This window comes from Pseudomonas sp. PAGU 2196 (assembly GCF_022179005.1).
Taxonomy (GTDB): Bacteria; Pseudomonadota; Gammaproteobacteria; order Pseudomonadales; family Pseudomonadaceae; genus Aquipseudomonas; species Aquipseudomonas kermanshahensis.
On record NZ_BNTL01000028.1, the window covers coordinates 62,971 to 81,393 of the forward strand.

The following is an 18,423-nucleotide window of genomic DNA, read 5'->3' on the forward strand; positions in this document are numbered from 1 at the left end:
AAACGGCGCGCATTATATGCCAATGGCGCCGTTGGCCTCCATGGTTAGGAAAGTGCCGGCCAATCCTGCTTTAATATTCACTCAATTCGACAGACTTGGACGACAATGTCATCACGCAAATTCGGCCTCAACCTGGTCGTGGTCCTGGCCATCGCGGCGCTGTTCACCGGGTTCTGGGCGCTGATCAACCGCCCCGTCTCCGCGCCTGCCTGGCCGGAGCAGATCTCTGGTTTCTCGTACTCGCCCTTCCGCCTCGGCGAGAGCCCACAAAAGGGCCAGTACCCCAGCGACGACGAGATGCGCCAAGACTTGGAGCAGATGAGCAAGCTGACCGACAGCATCCGCATCTATACCGTAGAGGGCACCCAGGCAGATATCCCGCGCCTGGCCGAGGAATTCGGCCTGCGGGTGACCTTGGGTATCTGGATCAGCCCGGACCTTGAGCGCAACGAGCGCGAAATCGCCACCGCCATCGAACTGGCCAACACCTCGCGCAGCGTGGTGCGGGTGGTGGTCGGCAACGAGGCGCTGTTCCGCGAAGAAGTCACGCCCGAGGCACTGATCCAGTACCTGGACCGGGTACGCGCCGCCGTCAAGGTGCCGGTCACCACCAGTGAGCAGTGGCACATCTGGAAAGAACACCCGGAGCTGGCTAAGCACGTCGACCTGATCGCCGCGCACATCCTGCCTTACTGGGAGTTCGTGCCGATGCAGGACTCGGTGGAGTTCGTGCTCGACCGCGCCCGCGACCTCAAGCAGCAGTTCCCGCGCAAGCCGCTGCTGCTGTCGGAAGTCGGCTGGCCGAGCAATGGCCGCATGCGCGGCGGTGCCGATGCGACCCAAGCTGACCAGGCCATCTACCTGCGCACCCTGGTGAACACGCTCAACCGCCGCGGTTACAACTACTTTGTGATCGAGGCCTACGACCAGCCCTGGAAAGCCAGTGACGAAGGTTCGGTGGGGGCTTACTGGGGCGTGTTCAATGCCGAGCGCCAGCAGAAGTTCAACTTCGATGGCCCGGTAGTCGCCATCCCGCAGTGGCGTGCCCTGGCGGTCGCCTCGGTGGTGCTGGCGATGATTGCCCTGATGGTGCTGTTCATCGATGGCTCTGCCCTGCGCCAGCGCGGCCGCACCTTCCTGACCTTCATCACCTTCCTGTGTGGGTCGGTGCTGGTATGGATTGCCTACGACTACAGCCAGCAATACAGCACCTGGTTCAGCCTCACCGTGGGCGTGCTGTTGGCGCTGGGTGCGCTGGGCGTGTTCATCGTGTTGCTCACAGAAGCCCACGAACTGGCCGAGGCGGTATGGATACACAAGCGCCGTCGCGAATTCCTGCCGGTGCAGGCCGACAGCGCCTACCGGCCCAAGGTGTCGGTGCACGTCCCCTGCTACAACGAGCCTCCCGAGATGGTCAAACAGACCCTCGATGCCCTGGCCGCGCTGGACTACCCCGACTACGAAGTATTGGTGATCGACAACAACACCAAGGACCCGGCCGTGTGGGAGCCCCTGAAGGCCCACTGCGAGAAGCTTGGCGAGCGCTTCAAGTTCTTCCATGTCGCGCCCCTGGCCGGTTTCAAGGGCGGCGCGCTCAATTACCTGCTCCCGCACACCGCTAAAGATGCCGAAGTGATCGCAGTAATCGACTCCGACTACTGCGTCGACCGCAACTGGCTCAAGCACATGGTGCCGCATTTCGCCGACCCGAAAATCGCCGTGGTGCAGTCGCCCCAGGACTACCGCGACCAGCACGAAAGCGCCTTCAAGAAGCTGTGCTACAGCGAGTACAAGGGCTTCTTCCACATCGGCATGGTCACCCGCAACGACCGTGACGCGATCATCCAGCACGGCACCATGACCATGACCCGCCGTTCAGTCCTTGAAGAGCTGGGCTGGGCCGAATGGTGCATCTGCGAGGACGCCGAGCTGGGCCTGCGGGTATTCGAAAAAGGCCTGTCGGCCGCCTACGCCCACAACAGCTACGGCAAGGGCCTGATGCCCGACACCTTCATCGACTTCAAGAAGCAGCGCTTCCGCTGGGCCTACGGCGCTATCCAGATCATCAAGCACCATGCCGGCGCCCTGCTGCGCGGCAAGGGCAGCGAGCTGACCCGCGGCCAGCGCTATCACTTCCTGGCCGGCTGGCTGCCGTGGATCGCCGACGGCATGAACATCTTCTTCACCGTCGGCGCACTGCTGTGGTCGGCGGCGATGATCATCGTGCCTCACCGGGTCGACCCGCCGCTGATGATCTTCGCCATCCCCCCGCTGGCGCTGTTCTTCTTCAAGGTGGGCAAGATCATCTTCCTGTACCGCCGGGCGGTCGGGGTCAACCTCAAGGATGCCTTCGCCGCCGCGCTGGCGGGGCTGGCGTTGTCGCACACCATCGCCAAGGCGGTGCTGTACGGGTTCTTCACCAGCAGCATGCCGTTCTTCCGCACGCCCAAGAATGCCGACAGCCATGGTGTGCTGGTGGCCCTCTCCGAAGCGCGCGAAGAACTGTTCATCATGCTGCTGTTGTGGGGCGCGGCGTTGGGCATCTATCTGGTGCAAGGGCTGCCAAGCTCGGACATGCGCTTCTGGGTGGCGATGCTGCTGGTGCAGTCGTTGCCATACCTGGCGGCATTGGTGATGGCGTTGCTGTCGTCGTTGCCAAAACCTGCCGAGAAGAACGTCGAAGCACAAGCCACCTGAAACAGGCCGGGGCCGCCTAGCGGCCCCATTGCCCCGTGCCGACAACCCTCGTTTGATATAAGATAACGCCCCTCGTTTTTCCGCCTTGCCTTGCCCCGGAGTTCCCCATGACGGCCCCTGCCGAGCTCTCGCCTACCCTTCAACTGGCCTGCGACCTGATCCGTCGCCCCTCGGTCACCCCCGTCGATGCCGACTGCCAGGCGCAGATGATGAATCGCCTGGGCGCCGTGGGCTTCCAGCTCGAACCCATGCGCATCGAAGACGTCGACAACTTCTGGGCCAGCCATGGCAACCAGGACGGCCCGGTGCTGTGCTTCGCCGGCCATACCGACGTGGTGCCGACCGGCCCGGTGCAGCAGTGGCAGCACGAGCCGTTCGAAGCGCTGATCGATGCCGATGGCATGCTCTGCGGCCGTGGCGCCGCCGACATGAAAGGCAGCCTGGCGTCGATGGTGGTGGCCAGCGAGCGCTTCGTGCGCGACTACCCCGACCACCGTGGCAAGGTCGCTTTCCTGATCACCAGCGACGAAGAAGGCCCGGCCCACCACGGTACCAAGGCCGTGGTCGAGCGCCTGAAAGCACGCAACGAGCGCCTGGACTGGTGCATCGTCGGTGAGCCTTCGAGCACCACCCTGCTCGGCGACGTGGTCAAGAACGGCCGCCGCGGCTCGCTGGGCGCCCAACTGACTGTGCGTGGCAAACAAGGCCATGTGGCCTACCCGCACCTGGCGCGCAACCCGATCCACCTCGCCGCCCCCGCCCTGGCAGAACTGGCGGCCGAGCATTGGGACGAAGGCAACGCGTTCTTCCCGCCAACCAGCTTCCAGATCTCCAACCTCAATTCCGGCACTGGCGCCACCAACGTGGTACCCGGTGAGCTGACTGCGCTGTTCAACTTCCGCTTCTCTACCGAGTCGACCGTCGAAGGCCTGCAGCAGCGGGTGGCGGCAATCCTCGACAAGCATCAGCTTGACTGGAGCGTCGATTGGGCACTGTCCGGCCTGCCTTTCCTTACCGAGCCGGGCGAATTGCTGGATGCGGTGTCGGCCAGCATCAAGGCCGTCACCGACCGGGATACCCGCCCGTCCACCAGCGGCGGTACCTCCGATGGCCGGTTCATCGCCACCATGGGCACCCAGGTGGTAGAACTCGGCCCGGTCAACGCCACCATTCACCAGGTCGATGAGCGCATCCTGGCCAGCGACCTCGACCTGCTGACCGAGATCTACTACCAGACCCTGGTCCGGTTGCTCGCCTGATGCTGGCCTGCCCCCTCTGCCAGGCAGCCCTGTCGCGGCTCGACAATGGCGTGGTGTGCCCTGCCGGCCACCGCTTCGACCGCGCCCGCCAGGGTTACCTGAACCTGCTGCCGGTGCAACACAAGAACAGCCGCGACCCGGGTGACAACCAAGCCATGGTCGAAGCCCGTCGCGACTTCCTCGACGCCGGGCACTACGCCCCGGTGGCCGGTCGCCTGGCCGAGCTCGCTGCCGAGCGCCAGCCTGGTGCGTGGCTGGACATCGGCTGCGGTGAAGGCTATTACACCGCGCAGCTGGCCCAAGCCCTGCCCGATGCCGACGGCTACGCCCTGGACATTTCTCGCGAAGCGGTCAAGCGCGCCTGCCGGCGTGATCCGTCGGTCACCTGGATGGTCGCCAGCATGGCCCGCGTGCCCCTGGCCGACGCCAGCTGCCAGTTCATCGCCAGCGTGTTCAGCCCGCTGGACTGGGCCGAAGCCAAGCGCCTGCTCAGCCCAGGCGGTGGCCTGATGCGGGTCGGCCCGACCAGCGGCCACCTGATGGAGCTGCGTGAAGTGCTCTACGATGAAGTGCGCCCGTACGCCGACGACAAGCACCTGGCCTTGGTACCGGACGGCATGGCCCATGCGCACAGCGAAACCCTTGAGTTCCGCCTGAGCCTGGCTGCGCCCAAGGCACGTGCCGACCTGCTGGCCATGACCCCGCACGGGTGGCGCGCCAGCGCCGAAAAACGGGCACTGGTGATCGACCAGGCCGAGCCGTTCGAGGTCACGGTTTCCATGCGTTATGACTATTTCGTGCGCCAAGACTGAGCACACCCGGAGCCCTTATGCGCCAACCTGATATCGAGATTTACCTGAAGGACGCCGACGTCGACCACAAGCAGATTGCCGCCTGGCTCGCCGAGGCCGTCGGCCCGTGCAGCGAATGGCAGCAAAAAGGCCAGACCTTCAAATGCAAGGCCGGTAACATTCCAGTCACTTGGTTACCCAAGGCTGTAGGGAAATGGAACAGCCTTTACCTAGAAAGCGACCAGACGCCGTGGGCTGATGACGTCGCCTGTGCACGCGCCGCGCATGCCGCGCTCGGCGTCGAAGTACGCTGCGCACCGGGTGGCTGGGTCGAGGAAGACGGTGAAGAAGATGCCGATCGCTGGATCCGCATCAGCGCCGACGGTGAAGAGGAAATCACCTGGCGCACCAGCTGAACACGCTGGAAACTGATCGCATCAGGCTGCAAGTGACACGGACTTGCAGCTTGAGGCTTACCACATGAGGCTCAGAGCCCTACTACGTCCTCGGCTTGCAGGCCTTTCTGGCCCTGCACGCAGGCGTACTCGACCTGTTGCCCTTCGACCAGGGTACGATGCCCCTCACCGCGGATCGCCCGATAATGGACGAACACATCCGCACCACCTTCGCGCTGAATGAAGCCATAGCCCTTGGCATCGTTGAACCACTTTACATTCCCAGTCTCACGAGACGACATCTGAACTACTCCGGATTTTTATTGTGAAGATCGCCTTGTAGGCCCGCAGTCATCACCGCGTGCCGACGCCGCTTGCCGAAATATCCTGCAAGTGGCAGGCCGAGTATATGACACAGATTAAAAAAATTTGATGACGGTCCGGATTTTTGCCGGTTTTTGCTGAACTTACGCACATACGGCAGACTAATTGGCTGGATACTCACCTGAAAATCACTCCCAGGGCCTACTCCTCATGACCCGTTCCCCCCTGCGCCGCCTGATCTTCGGCGCCCTGCGTCGCCTGTTGTACCTGTGGGTGCGCTCCGAGACCATCAATCAGTCGTCGCTGACGCTCAAGCTCGACCGCAGCCGCCCGGTGTTCTATGCCCTGCCGTCGCCCTCGCTGACCGACCTGGCAGTACTCGACCGCGAGTGCACCAAGGCAGGGCTGCCACGCCCGGTGCTGCCGGTGGCCGTGGGCACCCTGCACGAGCCAGCCGCGTTCTTTTACCTGACGCCCGACCCCGACTGGCTGGGCCGCCAGGACAAAAGCGGCGCCCCGCCCACCCTCGAACGCCTGGTCGCGGCCGTGACCCAGCACGCCGAGGAAGACGCGCAGATCATTCCGGTGAGTGTGTTCTGGGGCCAAAGCCCCGCCAGTGAGTCCAGCCCCTGGAAGTTGCTGTTCGCCGACAGCTGGGCGGTCACCGGGCGCCTGCGCCGGCTGCTGACCGTGCTGATCCTGGGGCGCAAGACCCGTGTGCAGTTCTCTGCACCGATCCACCTGCGTGAACTGGTGCAGCACAACAAGGGCCACGAGCGCACCGTGCGCATGGCCCAGCGCCTGATGCGCGTGCACTTCCGTAACCTCAAGACAGCCGTGATCGGCCCGGACATCTCGCATCGACGCAACCTGGTCAAGGGCCTGGTGCATGCGCCACAGGTACGCCAGGCCATCAGCGACGAAGCCGAGCGCGAGGGCATCCCCCTGGCCAAGGCCGAAGCCCAGGCGCTGCGCTATGGCAACGAGATCGCCTCGGACTACACCTACACCGCGATCCGCTTCCTTGAAGTGGTGCTCAGCTGGTTCTGGAACAAGATCTACGACGGCATCAAGGTCAACCACATCGAGCAGGTGCAAGGCATCGCCCCGGGCCATGAAGTGATCTACGTACCCTGCCACCGCAGCCACATCGACTACCTGCTGCTGTCGTACCTGCTGTTCCGCAACGGCCTCACCCCGCCGCACGTGGCGGCCGGCATCAACCTCAACATGCCGGTCGTCGGTAGCCTGCTGCGCCGTGGCGGGGCGTTCTTCATGCGCCGCACCTTCAAGGGCAACCCGCTTTATACCGCCGTGTTCAACGAGTACCTGCACACGTTGTTCAGCAAAGGGTTCCCAGTGGAGTACTTCGTCGAAGGCGGCCGTTCGCGCACCGGGCGGATGCTGCAACCGCGTACCGGCATGCTGGCGATCACCCTGCGCAGCTTCCTGCGCTCGTCGCGCACACCCATCGTCTTCGTGCCGGTGTACATCGGCTATGAGCGCGTGCTCGAAGGCCGTACTTACCTGGGCGAACTGCGCGGCGCGAGCAAGAAGAAGGAGTCGATCTTCGACATTTTCAAGGTCTTCAGTGCCCTGAAGCAGCGCTTTGGCCAGGTCTACGTCAACTTCGGCGAGCCGATCCGCCTGGCGGGCTTCCTCGACGAGCAGCAACCCGGCTGGCGTGAACAGGACCACGGCCCGCAGTTCCGCCCAGCCTGGCTCAACCAGGCCACTTCACGCCTGGGCGACACTGTGGCGCGCCACCTCAACGAAGCCGCAGCGATCAACCCGGTCAACCTGGTGGCCCTGGCGCTGCTGTCCACCAGCCGCCACGCCCTCGACGAACGTGCCCTGAGCCGCGTACTGGATCTGTATCTGTCGCTGTTGCGCAAAGTGCCGTATTCGCCCCACACCACCTTGCCGGAGGGGGATGGCCTGGCCTTGATCGAGCATGTGAAGGGCATGAAGCTGCTGTCTGAGCAGAAGGACGCCTTGGGCCGCATCTTGTATCTGGATGAAGCCGATGCGGTGTTGATGACCTATTACCGCAACAACGTCCTGCACATCTTCGCCCTGCCGGCCCTGCTGGCCAGCTTCTTCCTCAGCAGCTCACGCATGAGCCGCGAACTGCTTGGCCAGTATGTCCGGGCGCTGTACCCGTACCTGCAAACCGAACTGTTCCTGCGCTGGGCGCCGGAGCAACTGGACGAGGTGATCGACCAGTGGCTGGCAGCACTGGTCGAACAAGGGCTGTTGCGCCAGGAAAACGATGTTTACCTGCGCCCGGCACCGAGCTCTCGGCCGTTCGTATTGCTGACGTTGCTGGCCCGCAACATAACCCAGACCTTGCAGCGCTTCTACATGGCCACTTCGCTGTTGCTCAACAGCGGCCAGCACACCTTGAGTGCCGAAGCGCTGGAAGACCTCTGCGTGATGATGGCCCAGCGCCTGTCGATTCTGCATGGCCTCAACGCCCCTGAATTCTTCGACAAGACCCTGTTCCGCCACTTCATCCAGACGTTGATCGAGCGAGGCGTGCTGCAAGCAGACGCGCAAGGCAAGCTGGGCTACCACGACAAACTCGCCGAGGTGGCCGAAGCGGTCGCCAAGCGCGTGTTGTCGGCGGAGTTACGCTTGTCGATCCGCCAGGTGGCCTTGCATCGGGATGAGGTGCCAGACGCCCGCGAAGGGTAAGGGTTCAGGCTGCCGATAGGTACCAAGGGGATTCAGAATCAGTTCGCTGTTTCCATAAAATCCCCTGGTCATTGAGGACAACAGGCATGAACACCTCCAATCCCGTCGAGATCATCGCAACCCTTACTTCCCCACAGCTCCCAATGCTGCCGTCAGGCTCACCTCGCCTGGGCATTTACATTTACGGGGAGGTGGCTGGCACGAAGCGCTTGCTTGCTGGCAACAGCAGCCAGTGCTTGGGGGGGCCCATGCCCATGCGCCTGCTTCTCGACCAACAGGCACTTGCAAGCACTCAGCAACTCTCCCTGGAGGCCCGCTGCAGCGTAGGTGCCGGAGAGGACGCGGTGATCGCACGTCATACTCGAACGCTTGATGTCGATGAAATCGAAACGATCGGATCCTTGGACCTCATTCTGGAGGCTGTCGACTCAGCCGAAGAATCGCCGAGTGAGCAGCCACTTCCACCTACCGTCGTTACATTGACAGGTCAGGTCAATATCCCCGCCGAACTCATGCAAACACCGGCCTATCTTGACGCAACACTACTGGTGATCCAGGAAGACGGTCGCAGCAACAGATATTCGAGCAACATCGCTGATCATTCTCTGTATATCGAAGGTGATGTCGCGCCTTTTACGCTGTACATCGACACCGCAACCCTCCCCACGGGCCAACAGGTTAAGTTGCATTTCGGGCTGTATGACCTGGAACGCAAGCAACTCTTTGCAGGTAACGTCATCAAGAACCTGGATATTTCCAACCCTCCCGACCTGAGCGATATCGTCCTGCGCAAGCCTCGCCACTGATTCATCGCGCAAAATCCGCTAAAGTCCCTGGGGTTGGCCAAAAGCCAGCGCCAAGGACTACGGAGATTCCATGAAAAAGCTCTTTATGCTGTGTTGCGCATCCCTGCTTGCAGCCTGCTCCAGCCACACCCCATCGACCCAGGCCAGCCTGGATGGCGAAGTCTTCTACTTGCAGCGCATCGCCCTGCCCCCAACCGCCACCCTCAGCGTGAGCTTGCAGGACGTGTCGCTGATGGACGCACCCGCAGTGACCCTGGCCAGCCAGGCCGGCCCGGTTAAAGGCAACGTGCCGCTGCCGTTCCACCTCACCTACGACCCGGCCCAGGTCAAGCCCGGCCACCGCTATGCGATCAGCGCGCGCATCGAGCTCGACGGCAAGCTGCTGTTCATCAACACCGAACACCACGGCGTGAAACTCGACGGCAGCGACACCCAGCCCGTGCGCATCAAGGTCGATCAGGTTCGCTGACACCCGTCTATTTCTGTTCAGAAGGAAAGCTTCATGATTCGCTCCTCCCTGCGCTTCACTACCCTGTGCGCCGGCTTGCTGCTGTCTGCCAGTGCCCTGGCCTTGTCGCTGGGCGACCTGTCCCAGAAGGACGCCACCGGTGGCCTGAAAGACGCGCTGACCCAAGGCGCGCAGATTGCCGTCAAGCAACTGAGCACCCCAGGCGGTTTCAACAACAACCCGGACGTGCGCATCGAACTGCCGGGCAACCTCGGCAAGGCCGCCAAAGCCATGAAGATGTTCGGCAAGGGTGACCAGGTCGATGCCTTGGAAACCAGCATGAACAAGGCCGCCGAGGCTGCCGTGCCACAAGCCCAGGCGATCCTGGTCGATGCTGTCAAGAACATGAGCGTGACCGATGCCAAGGGCATCCTCAGCGGTGGCGACGATTCGGCCACCCAGTACCTGAACAAGAGCAGCCGCGAACAGATCCGCGCCAAGTTCCTGCCGATCGTCAAGCAAGCCACCGACAAGGTGGGCCTGGCCCAGCAGTACAACAACTTTGCCGGGCAAGCAGTGGCATTGGGCGTGGTCGACGCCAAGAGCGCCAGCATCGAGAACTACGTGACCGAAAAGGCGCTGGATGGCCTGTTCGAGATGATCGGCAAGCAAGAACAAAGCATTCGCCAGAACCCGGCCGAGGCTGCAACCAGCCTGGCCAAGAAGGTCTTCGGCGTTCTGTGATAGCCAAGGGGCTGCTTTGCAGCCCATTCGCGGGACAAGCCCGCGAATGGAGGGCACCGCCCTCCCCTGCGGCCTTCAGTCTTTCCGGACCCTGAACCACGCCGCATACAGCGCCGGCAAGAACAGCAGGGTCAACGCGGTCGCAACAATCAACCCGCCCATGATCGCCACCGCCATCGGCCCATAGAACACACTGCGCGACAACGGGATCATCGCCAATACCGCCGCCAGCGCGGTCAGCACGATCGGGCGGAAGCGCCGTACCGTGGCCTCGATGATCGCCTGCCAACGCGCCATGCCCGCCGCGATGTCCTGTTCGATCTGGTCTACCAGAATCACCGAGTTGCGCATGATCATCCCGGCCAGGGCAATGGTGCCGAGCATGGCGACGAAGCCGAACGGCTGGCGGAACACCAGCAGGAACAAGGTCACCCCAATCAGCCCCAAGGGCGCGGTCAGGAACACCATCACCGTGCGCGAGAAGCTGCGCAGCTGGATCATCAGCAAACTCAACACCACCACGATGAACAGCGGCATGCCGGCATTCACCGATTTCTGCCCGCGCTCCGAATCCTCCACCGTGCCGCCTACCTCGAGCAGGTAGCCATCCGGCAGCTTGGCCTTGATCGCCTGCAGTGTCGGCTCAATCTGCCGCACCAGCGTCGCGGGTTGTTCCTTGTCATAGATGTCGGCGCGTACGGTCACCGTCGGCAAACGGTTACGGTGCCAGATGATGCCCTCCTCGAAGCCATACTCCAGGGTCGCCACCTGCGACAGCGCCACGCTCTGGCCGTTGTCGGTGGGCAACGCCAGGCTGCCGAGGTTGGCCAGTTCGCTGCGTTCCTTGTGCGTGCCGCGCAGCAGGATTTCGATCAATTCGTTGTCTTCGCGATACTGGCTAACCGTGGTCCCGGTCAGCGAGCTCTGCAAGAAGCTGGACAACTGCGCGGTGCTGACGCCGAGGGCGCGCGCGCGGTCCTGGTCGATCTCCAGGAACACCGCTTTGCTCGGCTCTTCCCAGTCCAGGTGCACGTTCACCACATGCGGGTTCTCACGCACCTTGTCGGCCACCTCGCGGGCCAGGGCCCGGGCCTTCTCGATGTGCTCGCCGGTCACCCGGAACTGCACCGGGTAGCCCACGGGTGGGCCGTTCTCCAGGCGGGTGACGCGGCCGCGCAGCTCGGGGAATTGCTGGTCCATGGTGGTGATCAGCCAGCTGCGCAGGCGCTCACGGTCATCCATCGACTTGGCCAGCACCACGAACTGGGCAAAGCTGGCGGCCGGCAGTTGCTGGTCCAGCGGCAGGTAGAAGCGCGGCGAACCGGTGCCCACATAGGCCACGTAATTGTCGATGCCGTCCTGCTGCTTGAGCAGTGCTTCCAGTTGCTTGACCCGCTCGGCGGTGTTGGCCAGCGACGCACCTTCGGCCAGTTTCAGGTCGACCATCAGCTCCGGGCGCCCGGAGGCCGGGAAGAACTGTTGCGGCACGAAACGGAACAACAGGATGCTGCCGACAAACGCCGCGAGGGTCAGCAGGATGACCGTCTTGCGCCGCCGCACGCACCACTCCACCACCCGCCGTACGCGTTGGTAGAACGGCGTGGCATACGGGTCGGGCGCGTGGCCATCACTGCCGTGCCGCGCCGCATGCAGTTTGGCCAGGTCTGGCAGCAGCCGCTCGCCCAGGTACGGCACGAACACCACCGCAGCGACCCAGGAGGTCAGCAGCGCAATGGTTACCACCTGGAAGATCGAGCGGGTGTATTCGCCGGTACTCGAGGCCGCCGTGGCGATAGGCAGGAAGCCCGCCGCGGTGATCAGGGTGCCGGTGAGCATCGGGAAGGCCGTGCTGCTCCAGGCATAGCTCGCCGCCTTGAGCCGGTCGTAGCCCTGCTCCATCTTGATCGCCATCATTTCCACGGCAATGATCGCATCATCCACCAGCAGGCCCAGCGCCAGCACTAGGGCGCCGAGCGAGATCTTGTGCAAGCCGATGCCAAAGTAATGCATGGCGGCAAAGGTCATGGCCAGTACCAACGGGATGGCCAACGCCACCACCAGCCCGGTGCGCAGGCCGAGGGAGAAGAAGCTCACCAAAAGCACGATGATCAACGCCTCGGCCAGCACCTGGACGAACTCACCAACGCCCGCCTTGACCGCCGCCGGCTGGTCCGAGACCTTGCGCAGCTCCATGCCCGCCGGCAGGTTGCGCGCCAGGCGTTCGAACTCGCCCTCCAGGGCCTTGCCCAGTACCAGGATGTCGCCGCCGTCCTTCATCGAGACGGCCAGGCCGATGGCGTCCTCACCCATGAAGCGCATGCGCGGTGCCGGCGGGTCGTTAAAGCCGCGGTGCACCTCGGCAACGTCGCCGATGCGGAAGGTGCGATCGCCCACGCGAATCGGGAACTGGCGGATCTGCTCGACGCTGTCGAAGCGGCCGCTCACCCGCAATTGCAGGCGCTCGCTGGGGGTTTCGAAGAAGCCGGCGGTGCTCACCGCGTTCTGCGCCTGCAGGGCCTGTTGGACGGCTTCCAGCGGCACTCCGAGCGTTGCCAGCTTGAGGTTGGACAGCTCGATCCAGATTTTCTCGTCCTGTAGCCCGACCAACTCGACCTTGCCGACGTCCTTGACCCGCTGCAGCTGGACCTGGATACGGTCGGCGTAATCCTTGAGCACCGCGTAGTCAAAGCCCGCGCCGGTCAGCGCATAGATGTTGCCGAACGTGGTGCCGAACTCGTCATTGAAAAACGGGCCCTGCACCTCCGGTGGCAGGGTGTGCCGGATGTCCGCGACCTTCTTGCGGATCTGGTACCACAGCTCGGGGATGTCCTTGGAGTGCAACGAATCGCGGGCCATGAAGGTCACCTGCGACTCGCCCGGGCGGGAGAACGAGACGATCTTCTCGTACTCGCCGGTCTCCATCAGTTTCTTTTCGATGCGCTCGGTGACCTGGCGCGACACTTCTTCGGCGGTGGCGCCGGGCCACAGGGTGCGCACGACCATGGCCTTGAAGGTGAAGGGCGGGTCCTCGCTCTGGCCCAGCTTGGTGTAGGACATGGCGCCAATGGCAGCCAGCAGGATCATCAGGAACAGTACGATCTGGCGATTGCGCAGCGCCCAGGCGGAAAGGTTGAAACCCATCGGGACTTACTCCTTGGCCGTCAGGTTCACTACACGGTTGGTGCGGTCCACGGGGCGCACCTCCTGCCCCTCGCGCAGCACATGGCCACCCGCGGCGACCACCCAGTCGCCCGGCTTCAAGCCTTCGAGTACCGGGACGCTGTCGGTGCCGTATGGCCCGAGGCGCACCACCGTGCGCGCCAGGCGGTGGTCCGGGTTGACCCGCCAGACATAGGCCTGGCCGTTTTCTGCGGTCACCGCAGACAACGGCACCGCCAGTGGGATGAGGCCCTCATGGGCAATGAACACGCGCGCGCTCTGGCCCAGCTCGGCCGGTGCCTTGGCTGAAGTGAAGGCGATGCGCGCGGCAAAGGTGCGCGAGCGTGGGTCGGCTGCCGGCGAAAGTTCACGGATGCGCCCTTCGAAACGCTCACCAGGGTGCGACCACAGTTCCACACTGACCGCCTGCCCCACCGCGAAGCGGGCGAATTGCTGCTCCGGCAGGCCGATGGCTACCTCACGCTCGCCATCCGCAGCCAGGGTGAACACGGTCTGCCCGGCAGCGACCACCTGGCCGACCTCGACCTGGCGCTTAGCGATCACCCCAGCCTGCGGCGCACGCAGCACCGCGTAATCGGCCTGGTTGCCGGCAACGTCGAACTCGGCCTTGGCTTGTTTAAGGCGGGCCATGCCGGCGCGGTAGAGGTTTTCGGCATTGTCGTATTGCGAATGGCTGACCATCTGCCGGTCCAGCAGCTTCTGGTAGCGATCACGCTCGGCGCGCACCAGCGCCAGGTTGGCTTCGGCGGCCGCCAGTTGGGCGCGATTGGCCTCCAGTTGCAGGCGCACATCCTGGGGGTCCAGCTCGGCCAGCGGCTGCTCGGCCTTGACCCGCTGCCCTTCCTCGACCAGGCGCTTGCTGACCTTGCCAGCGATGCGGAAGGCCAGTTCCGGCTCGAAGCGCGCACGCACTTCGCCGGGGTAGCTGTCGGCTGCCGCTTCGGCAGGCTGCGGCTGGATCACCAGTGCCGGGCGCGGCGCAGCGGGCGGTGCGGTTTCCTGGCCACACGCCGTCAGCAACAGGGCGACGGCAGCGGGCAAAGCGATGGACAAGGCATGGCGCAACATGATGAATCCTTTCGCGAAGAGCACATCGAATATTTATACTGACGGGTATATTAAATCAGCAAACCGAAGCCGGGAAGCCAGCGCCGGAAAGAAAATCAACATCAACGTTTGGCCATTCCTTGAGGCCGGATGGCGTGCGACCCGTTAAGATGGGCGACTCTTCAACCAGATGCAGACTCCAATGCCCAACGACGCACCCATCGGGCCCGGTCGCCCCAAGGACCTGGCCAAGCGCGAGGCGATCCTCGAAGCGGCCAAGACACTGTTCCTCAGCCTTGGCTATGCCAACACCAGCATGGATGCGGTCGCTGCGGCGGCAGGTGTTTCAAAACTCACCGTGTACAGCCACTTCACCGACAAGCAGACGCTGTTCTGCTCGGCGGTCATGGCAACCTGCCAGATCCAACTGCCGGACCTGCTGTTCGAGTACCCCGAGGGGGCACCGGTAGAAGAGGTGCTGCTGACCATTGCCCGTAACTTCCAGGCGCTGATCAGCAGCGACGAAGCGGTCAAGCTCAGCCGCCTGATCATGGCCCAGGGCAGCTCGGACCCGGGTTTTGGCGAGTACTTCTACGAAGCCGGGCCCAAACGCGTGCTGGCGGGTATGGAAGCACTGCTGCGCGGAGCGCATGAGCGCGGGTTGCTGCGCATCGATAACCCGTTGCGCGCGGCAGAGCACTTCTTCTGCATGGTCAAGGGCGCACCGGACTACCGCTTGCTGCTGGGGTGCGCCGGGCCACTGGAAGGCGACGAGGCCGAGGCGCATGTGCGTGAGGTGGTGGGGGTGTTCATGCGGGCGTTCCGGCCATAGCGGGATCCATTCAACCTACCGGCACCCACCCGGTACGGTAGGAGCAGCCTTGTGCTGCGAAGAGGCCGGTGAAAGCCGTGAAGATTCAAGGTGAATTCACCGGCCTCTTCGCAGCACAAGGCTGCTCCTACAAGCGTCTTCGTAATCAGGCCTTCAGCGCTTTCTTCGGGTAGATGTCATACCGGCTCGACTTGCCCTCCAGGCAATGGCTCGGCTTCGGCCCGTCGATGATCGGTGCCTTGCGCGGGCGCTTCACCACCACCCGATGGCTGGCCAACGCCAGGGCGGCTTCGAGCAAGGCCGGGGCATCCATGTCATCCCCCACCAACGGCCGGAACACGCGCATTTCCTTCTTCACCAGGGCGCTTTTGTCCCGGTGCGGGAACATCGGGTCGAGGTAGATCACCTGCGGCGGCTCGCCCTCCCACGCGCGCATGCGCTCGATGGCATTGCCGGTCAGCAGGCGCATACGCCCGACGATCGGGCCCACCTCTTCATCGGCACGGGCCCGTGCCAGGCCGTCTTCCAACAACGCGGCAATCAGCGGCTGGCGCTCGATCAGGGTCATCTGGCAACCCAGGCTGGCCAGCACGAAGGCATCCTTGCCCAGCCCTGCAGTCGCGTCGAGCACTTGCGGCCGAACACCTTGAGCAATGCCGACCGCCTTGGCGATCATCTGCCCGTTGCCACCGCCAAACTGGCGCCGGTGCGCAGCCTGGCCTTCGACGAAGTCCACCCGCACCGGCCCAGGCGCCTGCGGGCCCAACTGCTGGATCTGCAAGCCTTCAGCGCCCACCTGCACAGCGAAGCCGGCGGCATCGTCCTGCAGCGGCAGGCCCAGGCGCTCGGCCCACGCCGCAGCCTGTTGCGCATACTCAGCCGACATCGCTTCGACCCTGATCCCCGTGCCTTGCTCTTCCATCGTCCACACCTAAAAAATCAAACCCAGCCCTTAATGAATCGGCAACCACGGCCGATACAGGCAATATCCCGCTATTCTGCCAGAGCACAACGCGCGCGACTGCCATGACAGATACTCTTCCCATCGGTTTGACCTACCTGTCGCCTGTCGGCCACTACGGTCAGCAGAATACCCAGACACTCGGGGGCGTCAGCCACCTGTGGCAGGATTTCTTTGCCCGTGCCATGGCCGAGCAACAGGAAGTACCCGCGGACAGTATCAGCGAGTCGTTCGTGCAGTACGATCAGCACAGCGGCGAGCCGATTGGCGGGGCCAGGGCGCTGGCGCTGATCGATGCTCAGCGCGCCTGCGCTGTGCACGACACCGAAGTCGCGCCACCCGAGCCACTGTTCCTGCCCAAGGCAGAGCTTGAAGCAAACCTGCTGGAACCTGCGCCTGAACCGTTCAGTGCCATCGAGCTGATCGAACAACAGCGCGAGCTGGACCTGAGCAACAACTGGTTGCGCCCGGTGGTCATGAGCCAGGGCCAGCCGCTTGCCGAGCCGGGCCCAGCCCCCTCCCCACGCCCACTGTTCCTGCCTATCGCCGAGTTCGAGACCCACCTGCTGGACCCGGCGCCCGAGCCCTACGACGAAACCACCCTGGCCAAACAGCAGAACGACCTGGAATTCGACATCCATTGGGCGCGCCCGGTGGTACTCAACAACGTTCGCGCCTACGCCTGAGTCTACAGCGGCTCAGCGACAGATCTGCCAGAGGCCCATGTCAACGTGGAAGTGGTTGTGGTGCGCGGCATTGTAGTCGGGCCCCAGCACGGTGCTGAAGCGCTCGCAGGCCACTCGCTGGACCTCGCGTAAGAACTCCGCCTTCTGCCCACCCGCCTGCCAATCCTGCGCCAGCACGATGCGCTGGCCGTCCTGCAAGCGAAAACCACTGATGTCCAAAGCGTTGGCGGTGGCATGCTGGCTGAGTCGGCCTTGTTTGCGGTGGTAGACATTGCGGCAGGCGAAACTGCCCAGGTGGTCGACCTGGGTCACCGGCTGCCCCAATACCCGCTGCGCCGCGGGCTGCAGGCCATGCTGCTCGAACAGCGCGTAGGCCACTGCCAGCGGGCAACTGGCGAGAAAACTGCTGCTGAGCCGTGCCTGACCGCCTTCGATGCGCCACACGTTGTTCAGCGGGCAGTTGGCCGAGGCTGGGCTGTCGGCCTGGGCTCGGTAACGCAAGCCACTGGTTGCCAGCGCTTCGCGGCACAGCGCCGGGTCATTGCGCAGGCGCGACAGTTTGTAGGCAGTGAGCAGGTTGGGTGGCTGGCGCACGTCCAGCGCCGCCCAGGGGTTCCATGCATCGGGCAGGCGCCAGCCGAGGTGCCAGGCCAGGCCTGCCATCAAGGACAAGCCCACCAGCAGCGCCAGCAGCGCACGCATGGCCAATCAGCGACGGAACAGATCGTTGAGCTGCGCGAACGGCAACGCCTGTTCGCCGTAGCCGAACGTGCCTTCATCGCGAATTTCCAGGGCCGCCCGGTGGAAAGCCCCTAACGCTGCGCGGGCCAGCGACGACCCCACGCTGATTCGGCGCACGCCCAGGTCCTGAAGTTGATTGACGCTCAGCGTCACGCCTGCCAACCCCATCAGCACGTTGACCGGCTTGGGCGCCACCGCCTGTACCACTGCGCGAATTTCTTCGACAGTGCGCAGCCCAGGCGCATAGAGCACATCAGCACCCGCTTCGGCAAAGGCTTGCAGGCGCAGGATGGTGTCATCCAAATCCATTCGCCCGTGCAGCAGGTTTTCTGCGCGTGCGCAGAGGGTGAAGGGGAACGGCAGGCTGCGCGCCGCCTGAACCGCCGCGCGCACGCGCTCCACCGCTAGGCCGTGGTCATAGATGGGGGCGTCCTTGCGCCCGCTGGCGTCCTCGATAGAGCCCCCCACAAGGCCCGCCTCGGCGGCACGCAGAATGGTCTGTGCACAATCCTCAGGCAGGTCGCCAAAGCCGTTTTCAAGGTCGGCGGCAACCGGCAACGCCGTGGCATCGACGATCACACCGGCATTATCCAGGGTTTCGTCCAGGCTCAACGCGCCTTCGGCGTCTGGCCGGCCCAGGCTGAAGGCCAAGCCCGCGCTGGTCGTGGCCAGTGCCTCGAAGCCAAGGCTGGCCAGCAGCTTGGCAGAGCCGGCATCCCACGGGTTGGGGATGACGAACGCGCTGTCGCGCTCATGCAGGGCCTTGAAGGCTTCGGCTCGCAGGGTTTGCACATCCATGGTCTCAACCTCAGGCA

16 protein-coding genes are annotated in these 18,423 nt (G+C 63.8%); 10 read left to right on the top strand and 6 right to left on the bottom strand.

Going from position 1 to position 18,423, the window contains the following annotated elements; genetic code table 11:
- Positions 1-105: 105 nt before the first annotated feature.
- The 4 genes from MFF34_RS21835 (at position 106) to MFF34_RS21850 (ending at position 5,163) form a co-directional block, all read left to right on the top strand.
- The gene (locus MFF34_RS21835; protein WP_027595780.1) at positions 106-2,697 is read left to right on the top strand and encodes a glycosyltransferase; all 2,592 of its coding nucleotides are present in this window, start codon (positions 106-108) and stop codon (positions 2,695-2,697) included.
- A gap of 107 nt (positions 2,698-2,804) precedes the next feature.
- The gene (gene dapE / locus MFF34_RS21840; RefSeq protein WP_238216405.1) at positions 2,805-3,956 is read left to right on the top strand and encodes a succinyl-diaminopimelate desuccinylase; all 1,152 of its coding nucleotides are present in this window, start codon (positions 2,805-2,807) and stop codon (positions 3,954-3,956) included.
- Positions 3,956-4,768, top strand: a complete 813-nt coding sequence (locus MFF34_RS21845; protein ID WP_085272741.1) for a putative RNA methyltransferase — start codon at positions 3,956-3,958, stop codon at positions 4,766-4,768. The genes dapE and MFF34_RS21845 overlap by 1 nt, the downstream gene beginning before the upstream one ends.
- A gap of 17 nt (positions 4,769-4,785) precedes the next feature.
- Entirely contained in the window at positions 4,786-5,163 is a 378-nt protein-coding gene (locus tag MFF34_RS21850; protein WP_027595777.1) for a hypothetical protein, read from the top strand.
- Between the two features lie 71 nt (positions 5,164-5,234).
- Here MFF34_RS21850 and MFF34_RS21855 read toward each other — a convergent pair whose 3' ends face one another.
- Positions 5,235-5,444 carry a cold-shock protein gene (locus tag MFF34_RS21855; RefSeq protein WP_027595776.1) on the bottom strand — a complete coding sequence of 70 codons (210 nt, stop codon included), beginning with the start codon at positions 5,442-5,444 and terminating at the stop codon, positions 5,235-5,237.
- Positions 5,445-5,676: 232 nt separating this feature from the next.
- Between MFF34_RS21855 and plsB the strand changes: the two genes are divergently transcribed.
- The 4 genes from plsB (at position 5,677) to MFF34_RS21875 (ending at position 10,161) form a co-directional block, all read left to right on the top strand.
- Positions 5,677-8,163, top strand: coding sequence for a glycerol-3-phosphate 1-O-acyltransferase PlsB (gene plsB / locus MFF34_RS21860; RefSeq protein WP_238216407.1), 2,487 nt, complete (start codon positions 5,677-5,679; stop codon positions 8,161-8,163).
- Positions 8,164-8,249: 86 nt separating this feature from the next.
- Positions 8,250-8,969, top strand: a complete 720-nt coding sequence (locus tag MFF34_RS21865) for a hypothetical protein (protein WP_238216408.1) — start codon at positions 8,250-8,252, stop codon at positions 8,967-8,969.
- A 70-nt stretch (positions 8,970-9,039) separates the two neighbouring features.
- Complete coding sequence (locus tag MFF34_RS21870; protein WP_027595774.1) at positions 9,040-9,438, top strand: YbaY family lipoprotein; 399 nt, start codon at positions 9,040-9,042, stop codon at positions 9,436-9,438.
- A gap of 33 nt (positions 9,439-9,471) precedes the next feature.
- Positions 9,472-10,161, top strand: coding sequence for a DUF4197 domain-containing protein (locus tag MFF34_RS21875; protein ID WP_027595773.1), 690 nt, complete (start codon positions 9,472-9,474; stop codon positions 10,159-10,161).
- 75 nt (positions 10,162-10,236) lie between these two features.
- Here MFF34_RS21875 and MFF34_RS21880 read toward each other — a convergent pair whose 3' ends face one another.
- Entirely contained in the window at positions 10,237-13,302 is a 3,066-nt protein-coding gene (locus MFF34_RS21880; RefSeq protein WP_238216410.1) for an efflux RND transporter permease subunit, read from the bottom strand.
- A gap of 6 nt (positions 13,303-13,308) precedes the next feature.
- Complete coding sequence (locus tag MFF34_RS21885) at positions 13,309-14,409, bottom strand: efflux RND transporter periplasmic adaptor subunit (protein ID WP_186675922.1); 1,101 nt, start codon at positions 14,407-14,409, stop codon at positions 13,309-13,311.
- Between the two features lie 169 nt (positions 14,410-14,578).
- On the opposite strand from MFF34_RS21885, the gene MFF34_RS21890 reads away from it, so the two are divergent.
- Positions 14,579-15,220, top strand: coding sequence for a TetR/AcrR family transcriptional regulator (locus tag MFF34_RS21890; RefSeq protein ID WP_186675919.1), 642 nt, complete (start codon positions 14,579-14,581; stop codon positions 15,218-15,220).
- 145 nt (positions 15,221-15,365) lie between these two features.
- Here MFF34_RS21890 and MFF34_RS21895 read toward each other — a convergent pair whose 3' ends face one another.
- Positions 15,366-16,142 (bottom strand): class I SAM-dependent methyltransferase, encoded by a 777-nt coding sequence (locus MFF34_RS21895; RefSeq protein ID WP_085272738.1) that lies wholly within the window; start codon positions 16,140-16,142, stop codon positions 15,366-15,368.
- Positions 16,143-16,246: 104 nt separating this feature from the next.
- Here MFF34_RS21895 and MFF34_RS21900 point away from each other — a divergent pair, with 104 nt between their 5' ends.
- The gene (locus MFF34_RS21900) at positions 16,247-16,867 is read left to right on the top strand and encodes an energy transducer TonB (protein WP_238216412.1); all 621 of its coding nucleotides are present in this window, start codon (positions 16,247-16,249) and stop codon (positions 16,865-16,867) included.
- A gap of 12 nt (positions 16,868-16,879) precedes the next feature.
- Here the strand turns inward: MFF34_RS21900 and MFF34_RS21905 are convergent, their stop codons facing one another.
- On the bottom strand, positions 16,880-17,569 hold the full coding sequence (locus tag MFF34_RS21905; RefSeq protein ID WP_238216414.1) for an extensin family protein: 690 nt from the start codon (positions 17,567-17,569) through the stop codon (positions 16,880-16,882).
- Positions 17,570-17,575: 6 nt separating this feature from the next.
- Entirely contained in the window at positions 17,576-18,406 is an 831-nt protein-coding gene (locus MFF34_RS21910; RefSeq protein WP_027595766.1) for an oxaloacetate decarboxylase, read from the bottom strand.
- Between the last annotated feature and the right edge of the window lie 17 nt (positions 18,407-18,423).

Bases quoted from the DNA above. Each gene is read 5' to 3' on its own strand.
- MFF34_RS21865 (WP_238216408.1), top strand. From the start codon at position 8,250: ATGAACACCTCCAATCCCGTCGAGATCATCGCAACCCTTACTTCCCCA.
- MFF34_RS21890 (WP_186675919.1), top strand. From the start codon at position 14,579: ATGCAGACTCCAATGCCCAACGACGCACCCATCGGGCCCGGTCGCCCC.
- MFF34_RS21835 (WP_027595780.1), top strand. From the start codon at position 106: ATGTCATCACGCAAATTCGGCCTCAACCTGGTCGTGGTCCTGGCCATC.
- MFF34_RS21870 (WP_027595774.1), top strand. From the start codon at position 9,040: ATGAAAAAGCTCTTTATGCTGTGTTGCGCATCCCTGCTTGCAGCCTGC.
- MFF34_RS21905 (WP_238216414.1), bottom strand. From the start codon at position 17,569: ATGCGTGCGCTGCTGGCGCTGCTGGTGGGCTTGTCCTTGATGGCAGGC.
- MFF34_RS21875 (WP_027595773.1), top strand. From the start codon at position 9,472: ATGATTCGCTCCTCCCTGCGCTTCACTACCCTGTGCGCCGGCTTGCTG.
- MFF34_RS21910 (WP_027595766.1), bottom strand. From the start codon at position 18,406: ATGGATGTGCAAACCCTGCGAGCCGAAGCCTTCAAGGCCCTGCATGAG.
- MFF34_RS21900 (WP_238216412.1), top strand. From the start codon at position 16,247: ATGACAGATACTCTTCCCATCGGTTTGACCTACCTGTCGCCTGTCGGC.
- MFF34_RS21885 (WP_186675922.1), bottom strand. From the start codon at position 14,409: ATGTTGCGCCATGCCTTGTCCATCGCTTTGCCCGCTGCCGTCGCCCTG.
- MFF34_RS21855 (WP_027595776.1), bottom strand. From the start codon at position 5,444: ATGTCGTCTCGTGAGACTGGGAATGTAAAGTGGTTCAACGATGCCAAG.
- MFF34_RS21880 (WP_238216410.1), bottom strand. From the start codon at position 13,302: ATGGGTTTCAACCTTTCCGCCTGGGCGCTGCGCAATCGCCAGATCGTA.
- MFF34_RS21850 (WP_027595777.1), top strand. From the start codon at position 4,786: ATGCGCCAACCTGATATCGAGATTTACCTGAAGGACGCCGACGTCGAC.
- MFF34_RS21845 (WP_085272741.1), top strand. From the start codon at position 3,956: ATGCTGGCCTGCCCCCTCTGCCAGGCAGCCCTGTCGCGGCTCGACAAT.
- MFF34_RS21895 (WP_085272738.1), bottom strand. From the start codon at position 16,142: ATGGAAGAGCAAGGCACGGGGATCAGGGTCGAAGCGATGTCGGCTGAG.
- plsB (WP_238216407.1), top strand. From the start codon at position 5,677: ATGACCCGTTCCCCCCTGCGCCGCCTGATCTTCGGCGCCCTGCGTCGC.
- dapE (WP_238216405.1), top strand. From the start codon at position 2,805: ATGACGGCCCCTGCCGAGCTCTCGCCTACCCTTCAACTGGCCTGCGAC.